Here is a 23,126-nt window from a genome sequence, read left to right on the forward strand (position 1 = left end):
GTGTCCCGGGGCCCCGGGACACACGGCCCTCCTCCGTGCGTGTTCGTGCGCGCGCTCAGATGGTGGTGACGACCTCGTCGAACGCCAGGCGCGGGGAGCGCGGGAACCACGCGTCCTCACCCGGCCTGCCGATGTTGACGACCATGATCGGCGTGTGGTCGTCGTCCAGGAACTCCTTCTGGATGCCGGCGAAGTCGGCGCCGGTCATCGGGCCCGCGGCCAGGCCGGCGGCGCGGACGCCCATGATGAAGTACGCGGCCTGCAGCGAGGCGTTGACCAGCGAGGACTGCTCGCGGGCCGGGCGTTCGGCGAAGAAGAGGTCCTTGGCCTGCGGGAAGTGCGGCAGCAGCTGGGGCAGCTCCTCGTGGAACTCGTTGTCCGCGGAGAGGATCGCGACCAGCGGCGCGGCCAGCGTCTTGGCCTGATTGCCCTCGGCCATGTGCTGAACGAGGCGCTCGCGGGCCTCGGCGGAGCGGACCAGCGTGATGCGCAGCGGCGTGCCGTTGAAAGCCGTGGGGCCGTACTTCACCAGGTCGTAGATCGCCTGGACCTGCTCCTCGGTCACCGGCTCGTCGGAGAACGAGTTGGCGGTGCGGGCCTCGCGGAACAGCAGGTCCTGCGCGGCGGAGTCAAGTACGAGAGACATCGGGAAAGCCTTCTTCCGAGCGGAGGTGAAGCGATGTCTATGACTTTACGGCGGAGATAGATTAACTTTCAACTAAATGGCTCTCGCCGTGACCGGGATCACCCCTCCTCCGCCGCCTCGCGCGCCGCCAGCGCCGAGTCCAGCCGGGCCCGGGCCCCCTCCAGCCAGTGCCGGCACACCTTCGCCAGTTCCTCACCGCGCTCCCAGAGCGCGAGGGACTCCTCCAGCGAGGTCCCCCCGGCCTCCAGCTTGCGGACCACCTCGATGAGCTCGTCGCGGGCCTGCTCGTACCCCAGCGCCGTTTCGGCCTCAGCCATTCCCTGTTCCACCCTGTGTGTGTAGTGACGACGACGAAAGTGTGGTGCGACCGCGACCGCGACCACATGAGCGCGGCAACGGTCCGCTACTCCGCGGCGGCCGCCCCGTCCGTTTCCCGTCCCGCGGCCGCGGCGGCCGCCTCGGAGGAGACCTCCACCCGGAAGGTGCCCTCCGCGACCCTGGCGCGCAGCACCTCACCCGCCGACACCTCCTGCGGCGAGCGCACCACGTGGCCGTCGGCCCGCTGCAGCACGGCGTACCCGCGCTCCAGCGTCGCGGCCGGCGACAGCGCCACCACCCGCGCCAGGGTGTGGGCGAGCTCCGAGTCGGCCCGGTCCAGCAGGTGCCCCAGCGTGCGCCTGCCGCGCGCCAGCAGCGCGTCCAGCTCCTCCTCCCGCATCTCCACCATGCGCTGCGGGTGGACGAAGACCGGCCGGGCCAGGGCGTGCGCGAGCCCCCGCTCCTCCCGGTCGAGCAGGGAGTTCACCGCGCGCAGCCCGCGGCCCTGCAACTGGCGTACGCGCTCCAGCTCCTCGCCGACATCCGGGACCACCTTCTTCGCGGCGTCCGTGGGCGTGGACGCCCGCAGGTCGGCGACCAGGTCGAGCAGTGGGGAGTCCGGCTCGTGGCCGATCGCCGACACCACCGGGGTACGGGCCGCGGCGACGGTGCGGACGACCTCCTCGTCGGAGAACGGCAGCAGGTCCTCCACGCTGCCGCCACCGCGCGCCACGATGATCACGTCGACCTCGTCCAGCGCGTCGAGCTCCTCGACCGCCCGGACCACCTGCGGCACGGCGTGCACGCCCTGCACGGCGACGTTGCGCACCTCGAAGCGGACCGCCGGCCAGCGGCGCCGGGCGTTCTCCAGGACGTCGCGCTCGGCCGCCGAGGCCCGCCCGACCACCAGCCCGATCAGCTGCGGCAGGAAGGGCAGCGGCTTCTTGCGCTCCGGTGCGAACAGGCCCTCGGCAGCCAGGGACCGCTTCAGCCGCTCCAGCCGCGCCAGCAGCTCCCCGATGCCGACGGGCCGTATCTCCGTCGCCCGCAGGGACAGCTGCCCGCGCGGGGCGTACCACTCGGGCTTCGCCAGCAGGACGACCCGCGCGCCCTCGGAGACGACGTCCGCGACCTCGTCGAAGACCTGGCGGAAGCAGGTCACGCTCACCGAGATGTCGTGCGACGGATCGCGCAACGTCAGGAAGACCACCCCCGCCCCCGGCCGCCGCGAGAGCTGCGTGATCTGCCCCTCCACCCACACCTGGCCGAGCCGCTCGATCCAGCCCCCGATGAGCCGGGACACCTGGCCCACCGGCAGCGGCGCCTCCGCGGACGTATTCAGACCCATGTGCGCAGGCTATCCGGCGCCGCCGACAGTGCGTCAGGCCCCGGCGCCGGTGTCGCCCGGCAGGTCCCGCCGCCCCCGCTGGACGACGAGCACCGCCAGGCCCGCCGCCAGCCACACCGCCCCCACCAGCTGCGCCGTCCGGGACGCCTCGACGATCACCGCGACGGTCACCGCCGCCCCGAGCACCGGCAGGACGAGGTGCTTCCACCAGTGCGGCGGGCCCTCCCGCCGCCGGACCACGAACCACCCCACCACCGACGCGTGCAGCAGAGTGAACGCCACCAGCGCCCCGACGTCGACCACGGACACCAGATGGCCGAGCCCGTCATCGCGCCGGGCCGCCCACACCGCGGCCACCAGCGTCACGGCCGCCGCCACCAGCAGGGCGGCCCGCGGGGTGCCGTCCGAGGTCCGCGCCAGCACCCGCGGCAGCCGCCGCTCCCGGGCCATTGCGAACACCAGCCGCCCGGCCGCCGCCTGCCCCGCCAGGGCGGCGAAGGCCGCCCCGACCGCCTTGCTGATCGCCACCAGGTCGTGCAGCCAGAAGCCGACCGAGGACTCCGCCGCGGTGTAGAAGGCCGGGCCCTGCCGCGCCGGATCCGCCGCCAGCTCCGCCGCGGACACCGGCATCAGCAGCGCCGCCAGCCAGCCCTGGACGACGAACAACGCCCCGGCCAGCACCAGGCAGAACAGCAGCGCCCGCGCCACCCGCTCCGATCCGCCCGTCACCTCCTCGGCGAACGAGGCGACGGCGTCGAAGCCCAGGTAGGACAGGACCGCGACCGACACCGCGCCCAGCACCGCGGCCGTGCTGAAGCCCAGCGAGCCGTCACCGGTCAGCGGTGAGAGCCAGCCGCGCCGGGGTCCGTCCTGGACCAGCACGGCCACCGCGGCCACCACGAAGACCAGCAGCACCAGCACCTCCATGACCAGCACGGCGAACCCGACCCGTGCGGCAGCCCGCACGCCCCACAGGTTCAGCGCGGTGGTCACCGCGACCGCCAGGGCCGTCCACACCCACCGGGAGACCTCCGGCACCAGGGCGTTCATCGCGATCCCCGAGAAGAGGTACGCGACCGCGGGGATCAGCAGGTAGTCCAGCATCGCCATCCACCCGGCGATCAGCCCCGGACCCGCGCCCAGGCCCTTGCGGGCGTAGGTGAAGACCGAACCGGCCTGCGGGGCCACCCGCACCATCTGGGCGTAGGAGAAGGCGGTGAGGGCCATCGCCACGGTCGCCACGAGGTAGACCAGCCCGACGGCGCCGTGCGACCTGGCGTCGAGCGCGCCGAAGACCCCGACCGGGGCCATCGGGGCGATGAACAGCAGCCCGTAGACGACCAGGTCCCGGAAGCCGAGACTCCGCCGCAGGGTCGAGGGGGCCGCGGGCGCCGGGGCCCCGCCGGAATCCGTCGCGGACGCCATCAGTCCTCCGGGTGAGGGGTGGGACGTTCTTGCGGGACCCCCTCCGGCCGGCCGGTGCCGAACGGGCGACGTTCGGCCTCCGGGAGACCCCCGTACGATGGAGGCTATGACTGCTCCCGCCCCTGCGCCCGCATCCCGCCGTGTCCTGCTCGCCGCGCCCCGCGGCTACTGCGCGGGCGTGGACCGAGCCGTGATCGCCGTCGAGAAAGCCCTTGAGCAGTACGGGGCGCCGGTGTACGTCCGCCACGAGATCGTGCACAACAAGTACGTCGTCCAGACCTTGGAGCGGAAGGGCGCCATCTTCGTCGAGCGGACGGAGGAGGTGCCCGAGGGCAACATCGTGATGTTCTCCGCCCATGGCGTCGCCCCGGTCGTGCACGAGGAGGCGGCGCGCGGCAGGCTCGCGACGATCGACGCGACCTGCCCGCTGGTCACCAAGGTGCACAAGGAAGCCATCCGGTACGCGAACGAGGACTTCGACATCCTCCTCATCGGCCACGAGGGCCACGAGGAGGTCATCGGCACCTCCGGCGAGGCCCCCGACCACATCACCATCGTCGACGGCCCGCACGACGTGGACAAGGTCACCGTCCGCGACGAGTCGAAGGTCGTCTGGCTCTCCCAGACCACGCTGTCCGTCGACGAGACCATGGAGACCGTCGACGCGCTGAAGACGAAGTTCCCGCTGCTCGTTTCGCCGCCCAGTGACGACATCTGCTACGCCACCTCGAACCGGCAGGCCGCCGTCAAGGTGATGGGCGCCGACTCCGACCTGGTCATCGTCGTCGGCTCGAAGAACTCCTCGAACTCGATCCGGCTGGTCGAGGTCGCCAAGGACGCGGGTGCCAAGGCCGCGCACCTCGTCGACTTCGCGAGCGAGATCGACGAGGCCTGGCTGGAGGGCGTCAGCACCGTCGGCCTCACCTCGGGCGCCTCGGTGCCGGAGGTCCTGGTCGAGGAGGTCCTGGAGTGGCTCGCCGCGCGCGGCTACGCGGACGTGGAGATCGTCAAGACGGCGGAGGAGCACATCACCTTCTCCCTGCCCAAGGAACTCCGGCGTGATCTGCGGGCCGAGGCCGCGGAACTGGTCGCCGACAAGTAGCTCGTTTCGTACGGTATGTCCATGCAGATCTTCGGCGTGGACATCGGCGGATCCGGGATCAAGGGCGCTCCCGTGGACCTGGAGCAGGGCGCCCTGGCGCAGGAGCGCCACAAAGTGCTGACACCGCAGCCGGCCACCCCCGACGGGGTGGCCGGCTGCGTCGTCGAGGTGGTGCGCCACTTCGGCTGGGACGGGCCGGTCGGGGTGACCTTCCCCGGCGTGGTCACGGGCGGCGTCACCCGCACGGCGGCCAACATGGACAAGTCCTGGATCGGTGTCGACACGGCGGCGCTGCTCTCGGGCGAACTCGGCGGCCGGCCCGTCACGGTGCTGAACGACGCGGACGCGGCGGGCGTCGCGGAGATGACGTACGGCGCCGGGCGCGGGCGGAGCGGCACGGTCATCCTGCTCACCCTGGGCACGGGCATCGGGAGCGCGCTCTTCACGGACGGGCGGCTGGTGCCCAACACCGAACTGGGCCATCTGGAGCTGAAGGGCCACGACGCGGAGACCCGGGCGTCGGTGAAGGCCAAGGAGGACGGGGACCTCACCTGGGAGCGCTGGGCGCACCGGCTGAGCAAGTACATGCAGCACGTGGAGATGCTCTTCTCCCCGGACCTCTTCATCCTCGGCGGGGGCGTCAGCCGCAAGCCGGACAAGTTCCTGCCCCTGATCGAGGGCGTCCGCGCCGAGATCGTCCCGGCCAGGCTGCAGAACAACGCGGGCATCGTCGGAGCGGCGATGGCGGCGAAGGCGGCGAAGGCTGCGAGCGCGTAGGAGGTACACGCAAGGCGGCGCACGAGGAGCCGGGGGAGGCCCTGGGGGAGCCGCCCTCGGTCAGGCGACGCGACGGGGGAGGCGGCGCCGGCCGATGAGCACGGCCTTGCGCACCAGCGCGATGAGGGCGGCGACGAGCGTCCCTGCGTACAGCCAGCCGGCGTGCAGGGACAGGGCGGAGACCAGCCCCATCAGCTGGCCGCCGAAGCCGCCGGAGCCGCCCGAGATGGGCCACACTCCGGCGGCGAAGGCGATGGGTACGCCGATCGGCGCGGTGATCAGGTCGGCCGGCCGCACCCAGAGCGCGGTCGCGGCCGCCACCGGTGGGAAGAGCAGCCCGTAGACGAACAGCGAGGAGTCGAAGAGCAGCCAGCAGATCCCGCCGACGAGCACCATGGAGGCGCACGCGAAGAGCCCGCCGCCCAGGCCGGTCAGCCGGGGGCGGGGCATCCGGCGCGCGGGCGCCGGACGCGGGGCGCCGCCACCCTGGGCGGGCACGCCCGTGGGCCGCGGGCCTCGGCGCTGGGCCGGGGGTCGCTGCGGGTGAGGGGCCGGTCGCGTCCTGTGTTGCTCCACCCCACCAAACTAGGCGGGAGGGCGGCCGGATCCGGGCCCGGACACGCGTACATCGACCGCCACTCATCGGAAAGTAAACTGTCCGCTGGCCCACTCCCGGGCCGCCGCCCCCTCCAGCTACGGGAAGTCGCCAACGTGTCGCTCACGATCGGAATCGTCGGCCTGCCGAATGTCGGCAAGTCGACCCTGTTCAACGCCCTGACCAAGAACGACGTGCTGGCGGCCAACTACCCGTTCGCCACCATCGAGCCGAACGTCGGCGTCGTCGGCGTCCCGGACCCGCGCCTGGCCGTCCTCGCGGGCATCTTCGGCTCGCAGCGGGTCCTCCCGGCGACCGTCGACTTCGTCGACATCGCGGGCATCGTGCGCGGTGCCTCGGAGGGCGAGGGCCTGGGCAACAAGTTCCTGGCGAACATCCGCGAGTCGGACGCCATCTGCCAGGTCATCCGGGCCTTCAAGGACGAGAACGTCGTGCACGTCGACGGCAAGGTCTCGCCGAAGGACGACATCGAGACGATCAACACCGAGCTGATCCTCGCCGACCTCCAGTCCATCGAGAAGGCGATCCCGCGCCTGACGAAGGAGTCCCGCCTCCAGAAGGACAAGGTGGCGGTCCTCGCCGCGGTCGAGTCCGCCCAGAAGATCCTGGAGGGCGGCGAGACCCTCTTCTCGAAGGGCATCACCAAGGGCACCGAGCAGGGCGACCTGCTGCACGAGCTGCACCTGCTCACGACGAAGCCCTTCCTCTACGTCTTCAACGTCGACGAGGACGAGCTGACGGACGACGCCTTCAAGGCGGAGCAGTCGGCGCTGGTCGCCCCGGCCGAGGCCATCTTCCTCAACGCCAAGCTGGAGGCTGATCTCGCCGAGCTGGACGACGAGGAGGCCCTCGAACTCCTCCAGTCGGTCGGCCAGGACGAGCCGGGCCTGGCCACCCTGGGCCGCGTCGGCTTCGCCACGCTGGGCCTGCAGACCTACCTGACGGCCGGCCCGAAGGAAACCCGCGCCTGGACCATCAAGCAGGGCGCGACGGCCCCGGAGGCGGCCGGCGTGATCCACACCGACTTCCAGCGCGGCTTCATCAAGGCCGAGGTCATCTCCTTCGCGGACCTGGTCGACTGCGGCTCGGTGGCCGAGGCCCGCGCCAAGGGCAAGGCCCGCATGGAGGGCAAGGACTACGTCATGCAGGACGGCGACGTGGTGGAATTCCGCTTCAACGTGTGAGCGGATGAGGAAACATCACGTCGCTGATGTGGCAAACATGCAGGTCAGATGGGGTCCACCTCTCCGGATGTGGGCCCCTAGCCTTTCCCCGTGCTGGATGGGTGCTGGATCAGCTGAGCGACCATCAGTCATTTCCCCTCTCGGATGACACCAAGAGTGGTACGTTATTGAGTACCACTTGATGGGAGGGTTGAAGTCATGTCCATCACCGCGAGTGAAGCCCGCAAGGAACTGTTTCCGTTGATCAAAAAGGTCAACGAGAACCATGAGGCCATCGAGATCGTCTCCAAGCACGGCAACGCGGTGCTTGTCTCGGCCGAGGACTACACGGCGCTGCGCGAGGGGTCCTATCTGCTGCGCTCGCCAGCGAACGCCCGGCGGCTGCTCAAGGCGTACGAGAACGCCCTGTCGCACATCAACGTGTCGGAGCGTGAGCTGATCGATCCCGAGTCACCGGACGCAGGTGCGGGTGCCGCGTGAGGCTCGTCTTCGAGGATCAGGGCTGGGAGGACTACACGCCCTGGCTCAAGAACGACCGCAAGATGCTCGCCCGGATCAACAAGCTCATCGAAGATCTCAGGCGTGATCCGTTCACTGGCATCGGCAAGCCGGAGCCGCTGAAGTATCACCTGCCTGGGGCCTGGTCACGACGGATCGACGAAGAGCACCGCCTCGTCTATCTGGTGACGGAAAAGGAGATCGTCATTCTCGCTGCCCGGTATCACTACTGATCGGTGAGTGTCCGGTGTGCTGGGACGTCTCTCCCATGCGGGGATGGCCTACTTTAGCCTCGGTTTTCGCAGGGGGGATCCGGTCGCCTCGGCGTTCGCATGGCGCGTGGCGCTCATGGGCGCCATGAGTCTCCTCGATCGAGGCTTGGCTGGGGCGCCCCGGCAATACCTGGGAGTACTACCGCGAGTTGCAGCGTCGGGGGGCCATCTACCGCCCCGACCAGGACGTCTCCGATTGGATCCGTTTCAACCTCACCGCTTACCACCAGCAAGCGCAGGCCGTACGCAATCGCCTGGATCGTTCGAGTCGGGTGTGGCTCCTGCTGGGTGAGTTCGCGGAGGGCCGGGGGCTGGACGAGAGGGTGGTTTCCGCCTTGCACGATGTGGCGATGTCCGGACGGGTGCGTCGTACACGCTACGAACGAACGGAGGACCTGAGCCTGCAGCGGGCCCAACGCGACCTGCGGGACCTGGTCGCGGGCGAGGTCCTGACACCGGTCGGCCGCACCCGTGCCCGCTTCTACACCGCCGGCCCCGCCTTTCCGGGGTCGGCTCTGGAAGCGGCCCGGACGCCGTTGGCGCTGGCTGATCCGTACACGCACTGAGAGCAACTCGCGAAACTGTCGAATCAGTCACGATGGGTGGTGCGGAACAGGCGCGCTCAGGGCACGTGCAACTTGTTGCTCGCTCCGCTACCCATGGCCGGCGGAGCTGGACCCCGTCCCAGGAGTAGATGGGGCAGATCTCGTACGAGCCGGGCATCGTGCTCAGCGCGGGGTGTCCGCAGCATGGGCAGGGGTAGCGGTCGCCCACCTGGGCAGTCTCCTTGCCGTCCCGCCGGTGCGTCATGGATTTCTCGGCCTCCGCCCGCCCGGCCAGTCCGCAGCCAGTCCGCAGGACACCCGCAAACGGCCGTCGGGAGCCAACGTACGCAAACCACGAAATCCCAGGTCAGGCCCCTGCGCGGGGCTCCGCCGCAGGTCAGGATCGGGCTTTAGGCATTCCGCTTCAACGTCTCATCGCGTATCCAGACGCGGCCTGACCTGCGAGGATGCAGGTCAGGCCCTTCTGCTGTCCGCGACAGTCCGCAGAACTGGGAGCAGCTACGTGTCGTAGACCGTGGAGCGGTGTCCGACGTGTACGACCCACACCACCAGCTCCCCGTTGTCGATCGTGTAGACGACGCGGTAGTCGCCGACCCGTAGGCGGCGGCGCTCGGGCTGGGATACGAGTGCCGTGGTGTTGAAGCCGAAGGGGTCGCTCTCCAGCTCTGTCAGTTTGGCCAGGATGCGAAGCGCCATGTCACGCGGGATCTTGCGCAGCTCGGCCTGGGCCTCGGGCCGGAACACCGTGCGATAGTCACTCACTGCGTGCCAGCGTCTCCCTCATCACGTCCTCGATCGGGACGCCGACGGCCGGGCTCGCCATGCGCTCGTCGATGATGCGGTTGATCTCACGCTCTTCCCACTCCTGGTACTTGCGCAGCACCTCGATCGAGACCACGGCGGCGACCTGCTTTCCGCGACGGGTGATGACAGTGGGCACGTCGTCGCGGTCCGCCCGTTCGACGACTTCGGCCAAGTGGGCGCGTACGTCGCGGATGGACTCTATGGGCAGCGGCTGAGTCATGCCTCAAGGGTACCGAGTGTGCCATGTGTACACAACGCGATCGCATGCACTCGTCGCCTATGTACGGAGCCAACGGCTACGACGGCGGGCTGGGTGATGTCGGGTACGCGCGGCTCGACGCGATACGTGTCGTGGGGCAGAGGGAGACCGTGCCCACTGAACGGAACATCCGCACCGGTTTCGCCTTCTACCCGCCTCAGGGCGACGGCGGAGCATGGCGTGCCACTGCCGAGTGCCCGGAGAGGGCTCTGCGGGAGGCATTCCCTGAGCCCATCGTGGAGTACCGGATCTCGGCCATCCACAGCGTTCCCGTCCTCGATTTTGAGATCGAGCCGGCACCCGGCGTATGGATCGACGGGATGGCGTCGATGCCTCAGCCCGACTATGCCTATATCACCCTGACCGATGTGAAGGCTGGCGGAGCCGCTGTCTTCGCGCGGTGGCTCCGGGGCTCCTTCGTGCCTGCACCCCACCTCGTCTGGTTCGCGAGCAGCCTCGCTGTGGCGAACGGCGAGCAGCACTGGTGGCCGCTGCCTGCCGAGGGGGCGCGACGAAGACATCGCCGCGGAGCTGTGCGGGCACCTCGACTCCGTCGGGACCCCGTAGGCCCGTCCGCAGACAGTCCGCAGGACACCCGTAAGGCACCGTCGGGCCCCAACACACGCCAATGGAGAAATGCCTGTTCAGGGCCCTGCGCGGGGCTCCGCCGCAGGTCAGGGTCGGGCCGCAGGCGTTCCGCTTCAACGTGTGACCGTATCGCCAGAGGCGGCCTGACCTGCGAGAACGCCGGTCAGGTCGCCCTGTTGTCCGCAGGAGTCCGCAGACCTTCGGAGGTCAGACAGCGCGGATGACGGGAGCGGGCTTGACGTCCTGGGCGTCGATGAGGGCGCGGATGTCGTACGGGTCGGAGGTCCAGATGATCGCCCCGAGACTGGCAGCCATGACGACGACGGTGGCGTCGACGATGTCTGCGGTGCCGGCCTTGCCGCAGAGAGTGCCCGCGGCCTTGGCGGTTTCGAAGCCCACGGGTGCGACATGGCACCCCGCGAGGAACTTGCCGAGCCTGACCTGCCGCCGGGAGTCCCGCCATGCCTGGCTGACGACCACGGAAGGCACGTGGATGTCCCTGCCGTCTTCGAGAGCCAGGCTGTGGCGAGCCCACATGCGCCGGTCGTCGTTGTCGATGGCGATCAGCGTACCGGCGTCGTACAGGTAGGGGATGTTCACGCGGCCGATGCCCGCGTGCCGCTGAGGTACTCGGCATCGGCGTCGGCCATCTCGGCGCGTGCGTTGGCGAGCTCCTCCGGGGTGAAGGCGCCGTGCTCCGCCTGCCACTCCTGGATCACCGCCCGCCCGGCCCGCAGTCGCAGCTCTCGTTCGGCTGCTCCGGCGACGAGCCGGGAGAGCGGGATGCCCTCCTCCTCGGCTGCGCCGGCCAGGGCGTCCACCAGGGATTCGTCGAGAGTGATCGTCACCTTCTTGGTAGCCATACTGACACCATAGCGCGGTATGGCGGAAGTTGGGGCGGGTTTCGGGCGGTGGGGTGCCCTCGTGGGTCCGGCCGAGGAACTGCCGCGTCGTGGAGCTCGCCCTTGTTTCAGCGCTCCAAGGCCGTACGGGTCAGCGCGCCACTGCCGGCGGGGGTGGTGGGAGGATGCGGGGACTGCGAGAGAGGGGCGGGACGCGTGGCGCGTGGTGAACGGGACACGGTCGCGAGGGGAGCGCGACTCCACGAGGCGGCGCAGGCAGTGGCCGGTGACCACGCCAGGGCGGTCGAGGCGGGCGGGCGGTGCTCAAGCCGATTCACGACGCGGCGGTTACGCGGGAGCTCGACGCCATCCCCGTCGCCCGGCTGCAGGACGTCACCGAAGGACGCCTACGGCTGGGGAACGTAGAGAAGAGTGCCCCGCGCACAGTGGGCCGTGTTCTCGAAGCGGGCCCCTGCCGGTTGCGCCAGATTCCCGGCGGGGGACAGCGCACTGTCGACCAGATGCTTGCCGCAGTTCGTCGGCTTTCCGAGGCCGTGCACGAGACGGTGGCCGTCCCCATTGACGTGGATCGGCTGGAGCCGAGCACTACCGCACTCGTCATGGCCCTGCATGTTCTGGTGGAAGCGGGACCGGACACCCGGCGCGCGGTGGACCGAGCCGCAGCCTTGTCGGAACGACTCGGCGCGCTGTTGGTCGACGCGAGGCTCGCCGCCGGGCCGTTCAGAACGCTTCTGGCCGGTCAGGAGAAAAGGGCGCGCGCCCTGGCGGCGGTCAACGAGATCCGCTTGCTGGTGGAGGAGGCGGAACAGGCGGGCCTGCCTGAGCTGCTCGCCCAGGCATCGGTGGACCTGTTGCGCGGGTCCTCGTCCGACGTCGCGGCCTGGGTGGACTAGGTCTGCCGCGTGCTGGACGGGCGCGGGACGCCCACCTCAAGAATCGCGTTTGCGCAGGTCGGAGCGCTGTGCTGAACGTTCCGCCCGCTTCAACGTCTGATCGCATCAGCAAGGGCGGCCTGACGTGGGGAAATTCTGGTCAGGCCGTTGCGCTTGGCAGTGCGGCCCACGCCCGCTGTCGTACCTGTCGCCGGTACAGGGGGCAGGGGATGTCGCGCAGCTGCTGCTACGTCCGGGTCCAGCCGTTGGCGAAGTCGCATTGGAGGTCCGTCCAGCGGCGCAGCTCGGCGGGGGTGTGGCTGGGGTGGCCGAGGCGTCCCACGCCTCTGACCCAGTGGTCCCAGAGGCCGTCGGGCTCCGTGAAGCGGTCGGCGTGGTGGGTGCCGAGGCGGGAGTCGAGGCGGAGGAGGGCGCCCAGGGCGGCGGGCTGGTCGTAGTGGAGGTCGGTGCGGGGGAGGTAGTGGTCGAGGTAGGTGGTGAGGATCTCGGCGTCGGCGTGTGTGCCGAAGCGGGCTAGGGTGAAGCAGTAGGCGCTGCCGGAGTAGCAGACCTCGCTGGACAGGAGCAGGTTGCCGATGCGTGCTCGGAACCGTTCGCGGCGGTCGACGCCGATCAGCCAGGCGGCGGTGAGGCGCGAGCGCCATTCGTAGCCGAGGAGGGCTGTCAGTTCCTCGTCGGTGATCGCGGCGGCGTCAGCGATCAGGTGTCGGGTAAAGCGTGTGGTGTGCCACCACCGGGGGCCCAGGAACCGCCCGCCGTTCAGTACGAGGTAGCGCGGGAGGCCCCCGTACGTCCTCGTCACGTAGCTCTCGACCACATGGCCGTAGCCGATCTGCTCGGGGCGCTGGGACGGCATGGGCCACCTTTCCGGGTACAGGTCGATACGGTCGATCCGGGTGGGAACGACGAAGACGTGGGGCGACGGGCGTGAGGGGTCAGCGTGTGAGGGCCGCCGCGGCCGGGGAGACCGGCTCCTCCGCCGCGGCCAGGGTCCACCACAGCCCCAGCGTCGCGAAGAGGAACTCCATCACGCGCCGGTGGCCGTGCAGTTCGGACCGGCAGGCCACGAAATCGGGTCTGCTCGGATCGTAGGTGACGTCGACGCGGTCGCCTGCGTGGGTGGAGAAGAGCTGGACGGCCGAATCGGCCGTGACGACGGCGCCGTCGACGGTGGTGTAGCGGTAGCGGGGGCGGACGGTCTGGCTCAGGTGGTGATAAGCGGACCACCTCGACACCGCGGCGGCTGAGCACCACGAGCGGCCGAAGGAGGAAGCCGGCAAGTCCCAGGAACGTCAGGCCGAGGTGGAGGACGAGCAGGGACACCTGGGTGGAGCCGTCGGCCGCGGCGGCCGCTCCGACCGCCGGGCACCCGTACCACGCGGCCGCCGTCGCCCACCGGCGCTTTCGCGGGGACCGGCCGGGTGTCTCGACGCGTTGGACTTCCGACCGGGTCTCCGGGTCGCGGCGCGCGTACTCGACGGCCGTGGTGACCAGGCGCCGGAAGGCGCGCGCGGCCGAGGCGTTGCGGTGGCGCACCGTGTGCACGGTGGTGCTCCGGGACCCGTCGTCACCTTCCTCGCTGAGGTGAAGGTGCACCTGGGCCCAACCGCGGCTCTCCTCGACGTCCACGTGGTGCACGGCGCGCAAGGACGCCACGACCGTGGTGCCGCCCCGATTCACGCTCACCGTGTCGCCGTCGAGGCGAAGGCCGCCCCTGCCCTCGAACAACATGCTGTCCGGTCCGCTCACGCCGTCACCCTAGCCACCTGCGTGTGTCCCGGGAGGCTGGTGCGCCGACGGTGCAGCCGCGGGATGGGAAGTTCCGGAATAAAATGGGCGTAAAGGTACTCCAGGTGGGTCCGGGAGGCGTGATGTCCGTACATCCCGACGCGGCACCGCAGCGCGCGCAGCACGATCCCGAGGACACGCTCAACCAACTCGGGAGCTCCTGGCACTGGGCGCTCGGTGTCGCCCTCGCCACCCTGATCCCGGGCATCCTCGTGCTCGTCTGGCCGGACGAGACGCTGCACATCCTGGCCGTGATCATCGGATTGCAGCTCCTGGTGGCGGGCGGGTTCCGCTTCGTCGGAGCCTTCTCGCACAGCAACGACGCCGGAGGCAGCAGGCTGGCGAGCGTGCTGATCGCGGTCCTGGCCTTCCTCGCCGGCGTCCTCGTCCTGCGTCATCCGATGCAGACGATCGGCGCGCTCTCCCTGATCGTCGGCGTGTTCTGGCTGATCACCGGGCTGCTCACGGCCTACGTCTCGATCGCCGACCGCCTCCTCGTCCACCGGGGCCTGCTCTTCGGTCTGGGTGCCCTCGGCACCGTGGCCGGAATCGTCGTGCTCTGCTTCCCGGTGGACTCCGCGGTCGCCCTGACGCGCCTGCTGGGGTTGTGGCTCGTCCTGCTCGGCGTGTTCGAAGTGGTGATGGCCCTGGTGATGCGTTCCGCCACCCGCAAGGTCGCCGCGCCCAGGTAGGCCCCCAGGCTTCCCCGGGTGCCCGCCGCCCTCCCGCCGCCGTCCGGCCCCGGATCCCGCTACCTTGCGATGCAAGATAGTCGCCCACTATCTTGTGTCGCATGACAAAGGAGCGGTCGGCGACCGATGACCAGCGGCGCAGCCAGCTCCTGCGCGGAGTGCTCGACCTCTGCCTGCTGTCGCTCATCGCCGAACGGCCCAGGTACGGATTCGAGTTCGCCGAGGCGCTCGCCGCCCACGGGCTGGAGCTGGTCAGTGACGGCAGCATCTATCCGCTGCTCGCCCGGATGGAGCGGGCGGGGCTCATCTCCTCGTACCGCGCGCCGTCCCCGACCGGCGGCGCCCCGCGCAAGTACTACCGGCTGACCGAGGCAGGGCGGGCCGAACTCGGCCGCGGCCGGGCCGATTGGCACGCCTTCGCCGGACCGGTAGGCCGGATCCTGACCACCGCCACGCCCTTCACGGGGGAGAACACGTCATGACGAACGCGCAGATAATCGCCGCCTGCCGCAGCAACTGGGAGTACCGCGGGATCGACGACGCGTCCGTGCGGGAGATGCTCGACGAGCTCTCCGCACACCTGGAGGACGCGGAGGCCGCGGGTCGCACCGCGCGGGACGTCGTCGGCCCCGACGTACGCACCTTCGCCGCGGCCTGGGCCCGGGCGCGCGCACCGTTCCCGCGCCGGCTGCTGCGCGCGGCCTCCCTCGGCTGCTTCATCGCCGGCTGGGTCCTCCTCATGCCGTTCCTGACCCGATGGACCACGCAGCTGGATGTGACCGCCGGCAACGTCGCCTTCTGGGCGGTTCTCGGCACGGTCACCGTCGCCTGGGAGCTGCGCCGGGGCAGTCTGGGCCTGCTGCCGAGCTGGCTGCTCGGTATCTGCGTCGCGCTGCCCGCGGCCATCCTCATCAGTCGGATCGCCGGCGACGCCACACTGTTCACACTGCCCCTGTGGGGGCCCCCGCTCCTGCTGCTTCCCGGGCTGCCGTACGCCGTCGCCGACGTACGGGCCCGTAGGAACGCCGCCGTCGAGGCCTGACGGCAGAAACCCGGGCCCCGGGTCCCGAGCTGCGGGACTCGGGGCCCGGGTTTCCGCTCCGCGGTCAGAGGCCGCGTACCGAGGCCACCGTGAAGGTGGTCGGGGTGCCCGAGCCGGGGTTCATCGGGCCGCCCCGGTCGAACTGCGAGCGGACCACCAGGACGCGTCCCGGGACGCGCGCCAGGGTCGTGGGGATCTGCAGGGACGGGTCCGTGATCGTACGGGTCAGCCTGGCGCGGGTGCCGTCCGCGCCGAGCCGCCACCGGGTCAGGGTGTTGGTGGTGTTGTGCGCCACCCGCAGCGTGCCGTCGGGGGAGAGGTCGAGGCCGTCGGCGGCCTTCAGGTCCCCACCGGTGAGGGTGACGCGGCGGACGGCGCCGGTCCGCAGGTCGACACGGTAGAGGTCGCCCGCCGTCATGTCGACGGCGAGGAGGTAGCGGCCGGTCCTGTCGGAGGTGATGCCGTTGAGGCTGAAGGTGCCGGCCGGGCGGGGGCGCAGGGCCGGGGTGAGGTCGTAGGCCTCGGTCAGGACGCCGCTGCCGGCGGCCAGCTGACGCGGGGTCACGCGATAGATCACGCCGCGGATGCTGTCGGTCAGGTACGCGGTGCCGTCCGGTGTCAGGGTCAGGTCGTTCACGAAGCGGGCGGTGGATCCCGCGGCCACCTCGAAGTGGGCCAGCCGGGTCCCGGTCGCGGTGTCGTAGACGGCCACGCCCGTGGTGGAGTCCGTGACCCACAGCCGGCCTCGGGCGTCGACCCGCAGGCCGTTGGCCGTGCGGCGGCCGTCGGTGCCGGAGGGCAGGAACACCTCGGCCGCCGCCCGGCCGGGCCGGGCGCGGTAGATGGTGCCGTCCGCGTACGAGCCGACGTAGACCGTGCGCGTGCGGGGGTCTGCGGCAATGCCCTCCGGGTAGACCTTCGCCCCGGGTAGGGAGAAGGCGGTGGAAATCCGGGCGTCGCCGCCCTCCGGGCCCGCCGTCCCGGCTGCTGCCGGAGTCGGCGCCGCTGCTCCGAGGGCGAACACCCCGGCCGCTGCCGCGACCAGGAATGACCTCGCGGCCTGCTGCTTCCGCCTCCGCCTCTCCTGCTGATTCTTCGCCGCCGGTGCCGCCGGTGCCGCCGGTGCCTTCGGCATGGTCTGTCGCGTCATCGCATCCCCCGATGGATGTCCTCTAGTGGCTGAACGAATGCGAATCTATGTTAGAGCTCTAATGAATGCAAGGGTCATAGGATGCCGTCATGACCTCCATGGCCCCCGAGGAGCGCATCGGCTCTCATGTGAAGCGCGCCGAGCAGGCGCTTCTCGCGGCGAAGAACGCGGCCTGCAAGCCGGCCGCCGTAACGGTTCCGCAGTACGCCGCGCTGCTCTGGCTGGCCGAGAAACCCGGCATCTCCGCCGCCGCGCTCGCCCGCCTGTGCGGGGTGACGCCGCCGACCATGAACACCGTGCTGAAGAACCTCCAGGAGCGCGGGCTCATCGAGCGGACCCCGCACGAGTGGCACCGCAACGTGCTGGAGACCCGGCTCACCGGCGAGGGGCGCGCCGTCATGGAGCTCGCGGACGCGGGTGCGGTCCGGGTGGAACGGGCGCTCGCCGCCGCATTCACCGAGGAGGAAAGGGAGTTGCTCATCGAGCTGCTCGGGCGGTGCGCGGAGGTGCTCGACGCCCAGCGGTGAGAACGCGCTCGCGTGCACCGCCGCGTCCTTTTTTTGCTCGAATTTGGAACTGTGCGGGTGGTTTGCTCATCAGGACTTAGGGGAGACAAGCCGTTCTGCCCTCGGGGGCAGTCAAGACCGTTCGGAGCGAAGTTCGTGCACCAGTACCCGCAGCGCCCGCGGCCTGACGACCAGCCGTCCTACCAGGAGTACCCGGCCCAGGGGCACGGCGGACACCAGCAGCACCAGCACCAGTATCCGTCGTACGAGACGCCGCAGGCCGGACGGTCCCGGCGCCGCATAGGGATCAGTGCCGTGGTCGCCCTCGCGCTGCTCCTCGGTGGCGGCGGGTTCGCCGCCTGGAAGCTCGACTGGTTCTCGGGCAACGGCGAGGCCGTGACCTTCGGCAAGAACCCGTCCCCGGCCGCGGACAAGCCGGAACCGGGCGCGCCGGCCGCCGAGGTCAAGCCCTCCGGCGACCCCGACGTGCTCATGCCGACGGGTCCGAAGTCGGACTTCAAGCAGACCACCAAGCTCGACGACGGCACGATCATCGCGAAGACCCGCCTCGCGGGCGCGAAGTCCGGGTTCGAAGGCGACGTGTGGGTGTGGGCTCCCAAGGAGTACGACGACCCGAAGTACGCGAAGAGCGGCTTCCCGGTGCTCATCGCCCTGCCCGGCGGCAACGGCTTCCCGGCCAACTACTGGTCCGACCGCAGCCTCGGCCTGCAGAAGGCCATCAGCGACGGCGTCCGCGCCGGCACCAGCCTGCCGTTCATCGTGATCATGCCGGTGCTCAACCCGGACGCGAAGTACTACTACGACGGCTCCGACATCCCCGGCCAGGCCAAGATGGGTACGTGGATCGCCGAGGACGTCCCGGCCTTCGCCAAGGCCAACTTCCGTACCTACAAGTCCCGTGACGGCTGGGCCTTCATGGGCTCCTCCTCGGGCGCGTTCGTCGGCATGAAGACGGTCCTGCAGCATCCGGAGAAGTTCAAGGCCGTCATCGCCAGTGGCGGCGAGATCGTCCCCGACTCCCCGCTGTGGAAGGGGCACCAGGCGGAGATGGACGCGAACAACCCGGAGAAGCTCGCCCAGAAGCTGATCGACACGCAGGGACCCGAGGTCTACATCAACTTCCAGGTCGGCACCAAGGAGTCCGGGAAGGAGCGGATGGTGAAGTTCCAGCAGCAGTACGGCAAGGGGCCGGTCAAGACGACCATCCGGGACATCCAGAACGGCGAGCACAACGGCTGGCACTACGTCCGGGGCATGAAGGAAGGCTCCTTGGAGTGGATCAGCAAGGTGCTGAAGGCACCCGAGCCGGCAGCGGGCTGAGCCGGAGATCTCGGCCGGCGGGTGAGGGGCGGATGGCGGGGCGGGGGCTTCGCTGGGCGGTGTTTCGCCGGGCGGCGCGAACCGGACGGACGGGGGACTGACGGGAACCCCCCGGGACAGCTCTGACGCCGTCCAGGTCAGCCGCCGCTCTCCGGAGCCCTGCCCGCGCATTCCGCTCCCGCCCGCACAGACCGTGCCCCGCACCCCGCCCTGCCTCCATCCCCGTGTGCCGCTTCCCGGCGGGTGGTGCTCGCCACGTCACCCCCGTCCCAGGCAACCCGCGCCTTCGTTGGTACCTCTGTAAAGGGTGTAAGGGGGACCGATCGGTCCGGCCCGCGCTCCGAGGCGAGCGCCGGAGAAGGAACGGGACAACAACCGTGCAGCATGACCAGCAAGGCGACGGCCGCCCCACGACCACGGGCAGCCGTCGCCCCCACCGCTTGCGCCTGCTTCTGATCAGCGGCGGTCTCGCGCTCACCCTCGCCGGGGGCGGCGCGGCAGCGTACAAGTTCGGCCTCTTCTCGGACATAGGAGATCCGGTCTCCTTCGGCAAGGTCCAGGAGAACACGGCCACCGCCTCCGAGGCTCTGCCGGAGGTGCTCATGCCCACCGGCCCGGCAGCCTCCTTCGTCCGCACCAGCAGGCTGCCCGACGGCACCCAGATCGGCAGGACCACCCTCACGGGCAAGAAGTCCGGCTTCACAGGTGACGTGTGGGTGTGGGTGCCGAAGGAGTACGACGATCCGAAGTACGCGAGGAGCGGCTTCCCGGTTCTGATCTCGCTGCCCGGCGGCCGGGGCTATCCGACGAACTACTGGGGCACGGGCCCCGGCCTCGGCCTCCAGCAGGCGGTCGCCGACGGGGCCAAGGCGGGCAGGAGCCTGCCCTTCATCCTGATCATGCCGGTGACCAACGCCGACACCAAGCACCACTTCGACGGATCGGACATCCCCGGCCAGCCCAAGATGGGCACCTGGATGGCCGATGACGTCCCCGATTTCGCGAAGGCCAATTTCCGTACCTTCACCTCCCGCGACGGATGGGCCTTCATGGGCTCCTCGGCCGGCGGATTCAACGGCTTCAAGCAGCTCCTGAAGTACCCCGACCGGTTCAAGGCGGCCATCGCGAGCGGGACCGACATCGTGCCCGACTCCCCGCTCTGGAAGGGGAACACGCAGGCCATGGACGCGAACAATCCGGAGAAGCTCGCCGCCAAGCTGATCGACACCAAGGGTCCCGACGTCTACATCAACTTCCAGATCGGTACCAAGGAGACCGGTCGCGAGCAGGCCGAGAAGTTCATGAGGGAGTACGGCAAGGGCCCCGTGCACACTTCGCTCCAGGTGATCCAGGATGGAGAGCACAACGGAAAGTCCTATGTGCGCGGCATGAGGGAGGGCTCCCTGGAGTGGATCAGCAAGGTGATGAAGGGACCGACACCCGATCCCGGCGTGTGACGAGCACGGTGGTGAAGGGGGCATCGGTGGCCGCCGCCGCGGGCGTCGCGGCGGTGTGCGCCATGGCCTTCATGAAGGCGCCCGGCGAGCGGCCGGTGCTCGCCTTCCCCACCGTCGGCGTACTCATGGCCGGCGGCGAGCACTGGTGCACCGCGAGCGTCGTCGACAGCCCCAAGGGCAATGTCGTCGCCACCGCCGCGCACTGCGTCGCCCCCGCGGGCGAGGACGGACAGCCGGGTGAGGTGGCGCACGACGGCCTGGCCATCGGCGAGCTCTCCTTCGCCCCGGCCTTCTCCGGCGAGGGCGACGGCACCCGGCCCCTGGGGGTGTGGAAGGTCGAGGCGATCCACGTCGATGACCGCTGGACCAAGTGGGGCGAGGACACCGCCGACTTCGCGTTCCTCACCATCGAGCCCGACGAGGACGGGCGCAGCGTCCAGGAGGCCGTCGGCGGCCGCGCCGAGGCGCCCAGGCCCGAATGGACCTCCGGCTACGAGCGGGACGTCACCGTCGTCGGCTACCCGGACTCCGGGCACAACCCGGAGAACAGGCCCGTCTCCTGCACCACGCAGACCCGTCACGACGACGAGGACCCCGACATGCTGTACATGAGCTGCGCGGGTTTCTGGACGGGTACCAGCGGCAGCCCCTGGATCGCCGACCGGGGCGGGGCGGACCCCGCCGGGCACCTCATCGGGGTGCTCAGCGGCGGGGACACCGACGTGGACTCCACAGCCGCGCTGTTCGACGAGCGTGCGAAGGCGCTGTACGAGCGGGCCGCGGGGCCGTGAGCCCTTCCCGGGACAGCGCCGCCGTCCGTTCGGTCGGCGCGGGCGTCCGGGCGTCTCAGCCCTTGAGCAGGTCGTTCAGTTCGCCGTACGGGAGCGGGCGCGCGAGCGAGCCGTAGGTGCCGTCGGTGATCAGTTCCTCGGCGGCGCGGCGGACCACCGCGTACGCGGCTTCGGCCACCCAGGAGCCGAGGCTGACGCGGGCGACCCCGAGGGCGCCGAGAGCGGCGACGGGCGGGGCATCGGGGCCGAGGAGGACGTTGAGGGGAGCGTCGATGCCCTTGGCCAGCTCGGCCACGACGGCCGGGTCGAGGACGCCGGGCACGAAGATGCCGGTGGCTCCCGCCCGGAGGTAGGAGGCGGCGCGGGCGAGGGTCTCGTCGAGGCGGGAGGCGGGATCGCCCAGGCCCTTGAGGTAGGTGTCGATCCGGGCGTTGATATAGAGCGGGACCCCGGCGGCGTCGGCCGCGGCGCGGGCGGCCGCCAGGCGCTCGGCGTACTCGGCGGGGGCGCGGGTGCCGTCCTCGATGTTGATCCCGACCGCGCCGGCGGCGATGACGCCGGTGACGGTCTCGCCGACCGCGGCCGGGTCGGCGCCGAAGCCGCCCTCGATGTCGGCGGTGACGGGCAGGGACACGGCCGCGCTCACACGGGCGATCAGGTCGAGGGCGCGGTCGCGGGCGAGCGCGTCGCCGTCCGGGGAGCCGAGGGACCAGGCGACGCCGGCGCTGGTGGTGGCGACGGCGGCGGCCCCGGTGGCCTCCACGATCCGGGCGCTTGCGACGTCCCAGGCGTTCGCCAGGGCGAGGGGGGCGGTGGGGGTGTGCAGTGCGGTGAACGCGGTGGCTTTGGCGGCGAGGCCAACGTGGGTGTTCATGGGGTCAGTTGATCAGACCGGCGGGGCCGCGGCGCGCGGATTTCCGACATCGACCTCGGCCGGTGAGGGGCTCGGCGGATCCGGGGTCCCGCCGGTGCGTCGCCGGGTGCGGCCCCCTCGCGGGGGCGCCGCACCCGGGCCCCCGCGAAGGCCCACCCCGCGGGGTGTGGCGGGGCGGGCCCGGGGTGCGGGTGCTTACCGGGCCAGGCCCGTCTTGGCGCCCGCGCCGCAGAGGGGGAGGACCGCCGTACGGCCCTGCAAGGGGTCGGTCGCGGCCGCCGGGCCCACGGCCGCCCAGCAGGCGGCGGCCGTCGGCTCCACGAAGAGGCCGCGTCGGGCCAGGTCCAGCTGGGCCTCGCGCAGGCGGTCGTCCGGGACGGTGACGAAGGTGCCGCCGGAGGCTCGGACCGCGGCCAGGATCTGGCGGGCGCGCGGCGGCGCCGGGATCGCGATCCCTTCGGCCAGCGTCGGCCGCTGTGCCACCGGAGCGGCATCCTCCGCACCCGCCGCGAACGCGTCGGCGAGCGGGGACACCGCCTCGGACTGGACCGCGATCAGGGCCGGCGGCCTGACACCGCGTCGGGCCAGCTCCTGCGTGGCCAACGCGGCCCCGAGCAGCAGTGTGCCGTTGCCCACCGGCACCACCAGCGCCTCGGGCAGCCGCCGGCCCATCTCCTCCCACACCTCGTACACGTAGGTCTTGGTCCCGTGCAAGAAGTAGGGGTTGAACACGTGGCTGGCGTAGAAGACGCCGGGGGCGTCCGCCTCCTTGCGCGCCGCCAGCGCGGCGGCCTCGCGGCCGCCGGGGATCACGCGGACCACCGCCCCGTGGGCCCGCATCTGCTCGGTCTTCTTCTCCGACGTCCCTTCGGGCACGAAGATCTCGCAGTCGAGTCCGGCCCGGGCGCAGTACGCCGCTACCGATGTCCCCGCGTTGCCGCTGCTGTCCGCCACGACGCGCTGCGGCGCCAGCCGCCGGGCGAGCTCCACGAGCATCACGGCGCCCCGGTCCTTGAAGGACAGCGTCGGCATGAGGAAGTCGAGCTTGGCGTGAATCCGTTCCCCGAGCGGGATCAGCGGAGTGTGCCCTTCCGCCAGGGAGACGGAGAAAGCGCCGGGCAGGGGCAGCACCGGCCCGTACCGCCACAGCGAATTCGGTCCGGCGGAGGGTTCGAGGGCCGCGTCCGGATCCGGCGTGAAATCGAGGTCCCAGGGGCCGCCGCACAGAGGGCACCCCCAAGGAGCGGTCCGGACATCGGCGCGTGTACCGTCCTCGGAGCAGACGTAACCGGGGGGTGCGTGCGTCATGTGCTGAGCGCCTTTGGT

27 protein-coding genes and 2 pseudogenes are annotated in these 23,126 nt (G+C 70.7%); 14 read left to right on the top strand and 15 right to left on the bottom strand.

Annotated elements, in window-relative coordinates:
- Positions 1 to 55 precede the first annotated feature (55 nt).
- The 4 genes from ACFW2G_RS16635 to ACFW2G_RS16650 form a co-directional block, all read right to left on the bottom strand.
- Entirely contained in the window at positions 56 to 646 is a 591-nt protein-coding gene (locus tag ACFW2G_RS16635) for a malonic semialdehyde reductase (protein WP_384453036.1), read from the bottom strand.
- A gap of 98 nt (positions 647 to 744) precedes the next feature.
- On the bottom strand, positions 745 to 963 hold the full coding sequence (locus ACFW2G_RS16640) for an exodeoxyribonuclease VII small subunit (RefSeq protein WP_037919431.1): 219 nt from the start codon (positions 961 to 963) through the stop codon (positions 745 to 747).
- 86 nt (positions 964 to 1,049) lie between these two features.
- Positions 1,050 to 2,312 carry an exodeoxyribonuclease VII large subunit gene (xseA, locus tag ACFW2G_RS16645; RefSeq protein WP_384453032.1) on the bottom strand — a complete coding sequence of 421 codons (1,263 nt, stop codon included), beginning with the start codon at positions 2,310 to 2,312 and terminating at the stop codon, positions 1,050 to 1,052.
- A 33-nt stretch (positions 2,313 to 2,345) separates the two neighbouring features.
- Entirely contained in the window at positions 2,346 to 3,737 is a 1,392-nt protein-coding gene (locus ACFW2G_RS16650; protein WP_384582974.1) for an APC family permease, read from the bottom strand.
- Positions 3,738 to 3,834: 97 nt separating this feature from the next.
- Here ACFW2G_RS16650 and ACFW2G_RS16655 point away from each other — a divergent pair, with 97 nt between their 5' ends.
- Positions 3,835 to 4,839: a 4-hydroxy-3-methylbut-2-enyl diphosphate reductase gene (locus tag ACFW2G_RS16655; RefSeq protein WP_037919436.1), complete on the top strand. Its 1,005-nt coding sequence runs from the start codon at positions 3,835 to 3,837 to the stop codon at positions 4,837 to 4,839.
- Between the two features lie 21 nt (positions 4,840 to 4,860).
- Positions 4,861 to 5,616 (top strand): polyphosphate--glucose phosphotransferase, encoded by a 756-nt coding sequence (ppgK, locus tag ACFW2G_RS16660; RefSeq protein ID WP_384582977.1) that lies wholly within the window; start codon positions 4,861 to 4,863, stop codon positions 5,614 to 5,616.
- A 60-nt stretch (positions 5,617 to 5,676) separates the two neighbouring features.
- On the opposite strand, the gene ACFW2G_RS16665 is transcribed toward ppgK, so the two are convergent.
- Positions 5,677 to 6,192, bottom strand: coding sequence for a DUF6542 domain-containing protein (locus ACFW2G_RS16665; RefSeq protein ID WP_037919439.1), 516 nt, complete (start codon positions 6,190 to 6,192; stop codon positions 5,677 to 5,679).
- Between the two features lie 135 nt (positions 6,193 to 6,327).
- Between ACFW2G_RS16665 and ychF the strand changes: the two genes are divergently transcribed.
- The 4 genes from ychF to ACFW2G_RS16685 all read left to right on the top strand — a co-directional run bounded on the left by ychF (position 6,328) and on the right by ACFW2G_RS16685 (position 8,752).
- On the top strand, positions 6,328 to 7,416 hold the full coding sequence (gene ychF, locus ACFW2G_RS16670) for a redox-regulated ATPase YchF (protein WP_037919440.1): 1,089 nt from the start codon (positions 6,328 to 6,330) through the stop codon (positions 7,414 to 7,416).
- A gap of 198 nt (positions 7,417 to 7,614) precedes the next feature.
- Positions 7,615 to 7,896: a type II toxin-antitoxin system Phd/YefM family antitoxin gene (locus tag ACFW2G_RS16675; RefSeq protein ID WP_037919441.1), complete on the top strand. Its 282-nt coding sequence runs from the start codon at positions 7,615 to 7,617 to the stop codon at positions 7,894 to 7,896.
- Positions 7,893 to 8,147 (top strand): Txe/YoeB family addiction module toxin, encoded by a 255-nt coding sequence (locus ACFW2G_RS16680; RefSeq protein WP_384453016.1) that lies wholly within the window; start codon positions 7,893 to 7,895, stop codon positions 8,145 to 8,147. Before ACFW2G_RS16675 ends, ACFW2G_RS16680 begins: the two co-directional genes overlap by 4 nt.
- 188 nt (positions 8,148 to 8,335) lie before the next feature.
- On the top strand, positions 8,336 to 8,752 hold the full coding sequence (locus ACFW2G_RS16685) for a hypothetical protein (RefSeq protein ID WP_384583058.1): 417 nt from the start codon (positions 8,336 to 8,338) through the stop codon (positions 8,750 to 8,752).
- A gap of 103 nt (positions 8,753 to 8,855) precedes the next feature.
- Here the strand turns inward: ACFW2G_RS16685 and ACFW2G_RS16690 are convergent.
- From ACFW2G_RS16690 to ACFW2G_RS16710, 5 genes and pseudogenes are all read right to left on the bottom strand, one after another.
- Positions 8,856 to 8,996 (bottom strand): annotated as a pseudogene (locus ACFW2G_RS16690) (CPCC family cysteine-rich protein); the annotation flags it as partial.
- Positions 8,997 to 9,250: 254 nt separating this feature from the next.
- Entirely contained in the window at positions 9,251 to 9,514 is a 264-nt protein-coding gene (locus ACFW2G_RS16695) for a type II toxin-antitoxin system RelE/ParE family toxin (RefSeq protein ID WP_030207783.1), read from the bottom strand.
- Complete coding sequence (locus tag ACFW2G_RS16700; protein WP_030774626.1) at positions 9,507 to 9,776, bottom strand: type II toxin-antitoxin system Phd/YefM family antitoxin; 270 nt, start codon at positions 9,774 to 9,776, stop codon at positions 9,507 to 9,509. The genes ACFW2G_RS16695 and ACFW2G_RS16700 overlap by 8 nt, the downstream gene beginning before the upstream one ends.
- An 834-nt stretch (positions 9,777 to 10,610) precedes the next feature.
- Positions 10,611 to 11,003: a twitching motility protein PilT gene (locus ACFW2G_RS16705; RefSeq protein WP_384582980.1), complete on the bottom strand. Its 393-nt coding sequence runs from the start codon at positions 11,001 to 11,003 to the stop codon at positions 10,611 to 10,613.
- Complete coding sequence (locus ACFW2G_RS16710) at positions 11,000 to 11,266, bottom strand: hypothetical protein (RefSeq protein ID WP_384453008.1); 267 nt, start codon at positions 11,264 to 11,266, stop codon at positions 11,000 to 11,002. Before ACFW2G_RS16710 ends, ACFW2G_RS16705 begins: the two co-directional genes overlap by 4 nt.
- 195 nt (positions 11,267 to 11,461) lie before the next feature.
- Between ACFW2G_RS16710 and ACFW2G_RS16715 the strand changes: the two are divergent.
- Positions 11,462 to 12,156 (top strand): annotated as a pseudogene (locus tag ACFW2G_RS16715) (ATP-dependent helicase); the annotation flags it as partial.
- Between the two features lie 229 nt (positions 12,157 to 12,385).
- Here the strand turns inward: ACFW2G_RS16715 and ACFW2G_RS16720 are convergent.
- Positions 12,386 to 13,015, bottom strand: coding sequence for a DUF6000 family protein (locus ACFW2G_RS16720; RefSeq protein ID WP_384453005.1), 630 nt, complete (start codon positions 13,013 to 13,015; stop codon positions 12,386 to 12,388).
- Positions 13,016 to 13,094: 79 nt separating this feature from the next.
- The gene (locus tag ACFW2G_RS16725) at positions 13,095 to 13,394 is read right to left on the bottom strand and encodes a hypothetical protein (protein WP_384582983.1); all 300 of its coding nucleotides are present in this window, start codon (positions 13,392 to 13,394) and stop codon (positions 13,095 to 13,097) included.
- Between the two features lie 636 nt (positions 13,395 to 14,030).
- On the opposite strand from ACFW2G_RS16725, the gene ACFW2G_RS16730 reads away from it, so the two are divergent.
- From ACFW2G_RS16730 to ACFW2G_RS16740, 3 genes are all read left to right on the top strand, one after another.
- Complete coding sequence (locus ACFW2G_RS16730; protein WP_037919461.1) at positions 14,031 to 14,639, top strand: HdeD family acid-resistance protein; 609 nt, start codon at positions 14,031 to 14,033, stop codon at positions 14,637 to 14,639.
- Between the two features lie 101 nt (positions 14,640 to 14,740).
- Positions 14,741 to 15,121, top strand: a complete 381-nt coding sequence (locus ACFW2G_RS16735; RefSeq protein WP_037919463.1) for a PadR family transcriptional regulator — start codon at positions 14,741 to 14,743, stop codon at positions 15,119 to 15,121.
- Positions 15,118 to 15,681, top strand: a complete 564-nt coding sequence (locus ACFW2G_RS16740) for a hypothetical protein (protein WP_384582986.1) — start codon at positions 15,118 to 15,120, stop codon at positions 15,679 to 15,681. Before ACFW2G_RS16735 ends, ACFW2G_RS16740 begins: the two co-directional genes overlap by 4 nt.
- A 64-nt stretch (positions 15,682 to 15,745) precedes the next feature.
- Here the strand turns inward: ACFW2G_RS16740 and ACFW2G_RS16745 are convergent, their stop codons facing one another.
- Positions 15,746 to 16,816 carry an SMP-30/gluconolactonase/LRE family protein gene (locus tag ACFW2G_RS16745; protein WP_384680955.1) on the bottom strand — a complete coding sequence of 357 codons (1,071 nt, stop codon included), beginning with the start codon at positions 16,814 to 16,816 and terminating at the stop codon, positions 15,746 to 15,748.
- Between the two features lie 104 nt (positions 16,817 to 16,920).
- On the opposite strand from ACFW2G_RS16745, the gene ACFW2G_RS16750 reads away from it, so the two are divergent.
- From ACFW2G_RS16750 to ACFW2G_RS16765, 4 genes are all read left to right on the top strand, one after another.
- Complete coding sequence (locus tag ACFW2G_RS16750; RefSeq protein ID WP_172671286.1) at positions 16,921 to 17,358, top strand: MarR family winged helix-turn-helix transcriptional regulator; 438 nt, start codon at positions 16,921 to 16,923, stop codon at positions 17,356 to 17,358.
- Between the two features lie 135 nt (positions 17,359 to 17,493).
- On the top strand, positions 17,494 to 18,678 hold the full coding sequence (locus ACFW2G_RS16755) for an alpha/beta hydrolase (protein ID WP_384582992.1): 1,185 nt from the start codon (positions 17,494 to 17,496) through the stop codon (positions 18,676 to 18,678).
- A 377-nt stretch (positions 18,679 to 19,055) separates the two neighbouring features.
- Entirely contained in the window at positions 19,056 to 20,135 is a 1,080-nt protein-coding gene (locus tag ACFW2G_RS16760; protein WP_384452989.1) for an alpha/beta hydrolase, read from the top strand.
- A complete protein-coding gene (locus ACFW2G_RS16765) occupies positions 20,132 to 20,926 on the top strand; it encodes a trypsin-like serine peptidase (protein ID WP_384582995.1) in 795 nt (264 codons plus the stop codon). Before ACFW2G_RS16760 ends, ACFW2G_RS16765 begins: the two co-directional genes overlap by 4 nt.
- Before the next feature lie 55 nt (positions 20,927 to 20,981).
- Here the strand turns inward: ACFW2G_RS16765 and ACFW2G_RS16770 are convergent, their stop codons facing one another.
- Together ACFW2G_RS16770 and ACFW2G_RS16775 are read right to left on the bottom strand one after the other, a co-directional pair.
- Positions 20,982 to 21,800, bottom strand: coding sequence for an isocitrate lyase/phosphoenolpyruvate mutase family protein (locus tag ACFW2G_RS16770; RefSeq protein ID WP_384452986.1), 819 nt, complete (start codon positions 21,798 to 21,800; stop codon positions 20,982 to 20,984).
- Positions 21,801 to 21,995: 195 nt separating this feature from the next.
- Complete coding sequence (locus tag ACFW2G_RS16775) at positions 21,996 to 23,108, bottom strand: threonine synthase (protein ID WP_037919471.1); 1,113 nt, start codon at positions 23,106 to 23,108, stop codon at positions 21,996 to 21,998.
- Positions 23,109 to 23,126 lie beyond the last annotated feature (18 nt).

Source organism: Streptomyces sp. NPDC058880, from assembly GCF_042742535.1.
GTDB lineage: Bacteria > Actinomycetota > Actinomycetes > Streptomycetales > Streptomycetaceae > Streptomyces.

Coding starts and splice junctions, on each gene's coding strand:
- ACFW2G_RS16700 (WP_030774626.1), bottom strand. CDS start 9,776: ATGACTCAGCCGCTGCCCATAGAGTCCATCCGCGACGTACGCGCCCAC.
- ACFW2G_RS16750 (WP_172671286.1), top strand. CDS start 16,921: ATGACCTCCATGGCCCCCGAGGAGCGCATCGGCTCTCATGTGAAGCGC.
- ACFW2G_RS16735 (WP_037919463.1), top strand. CDS start 14,741: ATGACAAAGGAGCGGTCGGCGACCGATGACCAGCGGCGCAGCCAGCTC.
- ACFW2G_RS16730 (WP_037919461.1), top strand. CDS start 14,031: ATGTCCGTACATCCCGACGCGGCACCGCAGCGCGCGCAGCACGATCCC.
- ACFW2G_RS16675 (WP_037919441.1), top strand. CDS start 7,615: ATGTCCATCACCGCGAGTGAAGCCCGCAAGGAACTGTTTCCGTTGATC.
- ACFW2G_RS16635 (WP_384453036.1), bottom strand. CDS start 646: ATGTCTCTCGTACTTGACTCCGCCGCGCAGGACCTGCTGTTCCGCGAG.
- ppgK (WP_384582977.1), top strand. CDS start 4,861: ATGCAGATCTTCGGCGTGGACATCGGCGGATCCGGGATCAAGGGCGCT.
- ACFW2G_RS16740 (WP_384582986.1), top strand. CDS start 15,118: ATGACGAACGCGCAGATAATCGCCGCCTGCCGCAGCAACTGGGAGTAC.
- xseA (WP_384453032.1), bottom strand. CDS start 2,312: ATGGGTCTGAATACGTCCGCGGAGGCGCCGCTGCCGGTGGGCCAGGTG.
- ACFW2G_RS16720 (WP_384453005.1), bottom strand. CDS start 13,015: ATGCCGTCCCAGCGCCCCGAGCAGATCGGCTACGGCCATGTGGTCGAG.
- ACFW2G_RS16655 (WP_037919436.1), top strand. CDS start 3,835: ATGGAGGCTATGACTGCTCCCGCCCCTGCGCCCGCATCCCGCCGTGTC.
- ACFW2G_RS16640 (WP_037919431.1), bottom strand. CDS start 963: ATGGCTGAGGCCGAAACGGCGCTGGGGTACGAGCAGGCCCGCGACGAG.
- ACFW2G_RS16745 (WP_384680955.1), bottom strand. CDS start 16,816: ATGCCGAAGGCACCGGCGGCACCGGCGGCACCGGCGGCGAAGAATCAG.
- ACFW2G_RS16770 (WP_384452986.1), bottom strand. CDS start 21,800: ATGAACACCCACGTTGGCCTCGCCGCCAAAGCCACCGCGTTCACCGCA.
- ACFW2G_RS16650 (WP_384582974.1), bottom strand. CDS start 3,737: ATGGCGTCCGCGACGGATTCCGGCGGGGCCCCGGCGCCCGCGGCCCCC.
- ACFW2G_RS16775 (WP_037919471.1), bottom strand. CDS start 23,108: ATGACGCACGCACCCCCCGGTTACGTCTGCTCCGAGGACGGTACACGC.
- ACFW2G_RS16710 (WP_384453008.1), bottom strand. CDS start 11,266: ATGGCTACCAAGAAGGTGACGATCACTCTCGACGAATCCCTGGTGGAC.